Origin of the sequence: Brachyspira sp., assembly GCF_050873525.1 — a bacterium.
Classification (GTDB): domain Bacteria; phylum Spirochaetota; class Brachyspiria; order Brachyspirales; family Brachyspiraceae; genus Brachyspira.
On sequence record NZ_JBNMIZ010000339.1, the window covers coordinates 1 to 1,490 of the forward strand.

Genomic DNA, 1,490 nt, shown 5'->3' on the forward strand with positions numbered 1-1,490 from the left:
ATACTATACTATACTATACTAATATTTTAAACTTTTTATTAGTTTCCATTTATTTTAAAATTAGAATTTCTTATTTCAGTTTTTATTTTATATCATGGAGTTATTATGCTGTTTAGCTCTATGATATTTCTTTGTCTTTTCCTTCCCGTAGTATTTTGTTCCTACTATTTAATTGATAAAAGATTTAAAAATATTTTACTTTTAATCGCAAGTATAATATTTTACGCTTGGGGAGGAGTTAGCTATACTTTAATAATGTTCTCTTCGATAATCGTCAATTATATATTCGCGTTATTGATAGACAAAGCGATAGAAAATAATAATTTGAAAAATAAAAAAATATATTTGGCTTTATGCATTATAATTAATTTGTCAATATTAGGATATTTCAAATATACGAATTTTATTATTTCAATTATCAATTCTTTATCTTCAAATAAAATAATCGAATTAAAAAATATAGTTTTGCCTATTGGAATATCTTTTTATACTTTTCAGGCTTTATCTTATGTTATCGATGTTTATAGAGGGCATAATAAAGCGCAGAAAAATATATTTAATTTGGCTTTATATATTTCGTTCTTCCCGCAGCTTATAGCAGGTCCTATTGTGAAATATCATGATATTGAAAATCAAATAATAAACAGAAACGAGAATTTAGAAAATATATTTTACGGCATTAAAAGGTTTATTTACGGTTTATCGAAAAAAGTAATTCTCGCAAATATGTTCGCTTTATCATGCGATGAAATATTGAAACAGCCTACAAACGAATTGGGAACGGCTTTGGCTTGGGTTTCGGGAATTTTATATACGCTTCAAATATATTATGATTTTTCGGGCTACTCGGATATGGCTATCGGTTTGGGCAAAATGTTCGGATTTACTTTTTTAGAAAATTTTAATTATCCGTATATATCGAAATCTATAAAAGAATTTTGGAGAAGATGGCATATATCTTTATCGACTTGGTTTAAAGAGTATTTATATATTCCATTGGGCGGAAACAGAAAAGGAAAATTATTCACATATATAAATCTTTTAATAGTTTTCTTTGCAACGGGATTATGGCATGGAGCGAGTTATAATTTTATTTTATGGGGATTATTTCATGGCTTCTTTTTGGTAATTGAAAGAATATTTTTAGGAAAATTATTAGAAAAGAATAAATTAAAGTTTATCAATCATATTTATGTGATATTCGTGTTTATAATAGGCTGGGTTTTATTCAGAGCGAACGACTTAAAACATGCGTTAGAATTATATAAATTAATGTTTAGTTATAAAGAAAGCGTTTACACAGTCCGTTATTTCTTTTATCCTCAAACTTTTGTATGTTTTATATTCGGAATATTATTTAGCGGATTATTTCAAAGTTTATTTCCAAAAGTCAGAGGGGTGGCGTTTTCAAGCAAAGTTTATATATTGGAAAGCATAATTCAATATATATTATTATTTATTTGCATTATGTATTTAGTGAACGGGACTTA

The 1,490-nt window shown here is 26.3% G+C and carries 1 protein-coding gene; it reads left to right on the plus strand.

Annotated elements, in window-relative coordinates; genetic code table 11:
• Positions 1-105: 105 nt before the first annotated feature.
• The coding region (locus ACR0QS_RS13195; RefSeq protein ID WP_432633913.1) for an MBOAT family O-acyltransferase at positions 106-1,490 on the plus strand (1,385 nt) is incomplete at its 3' end.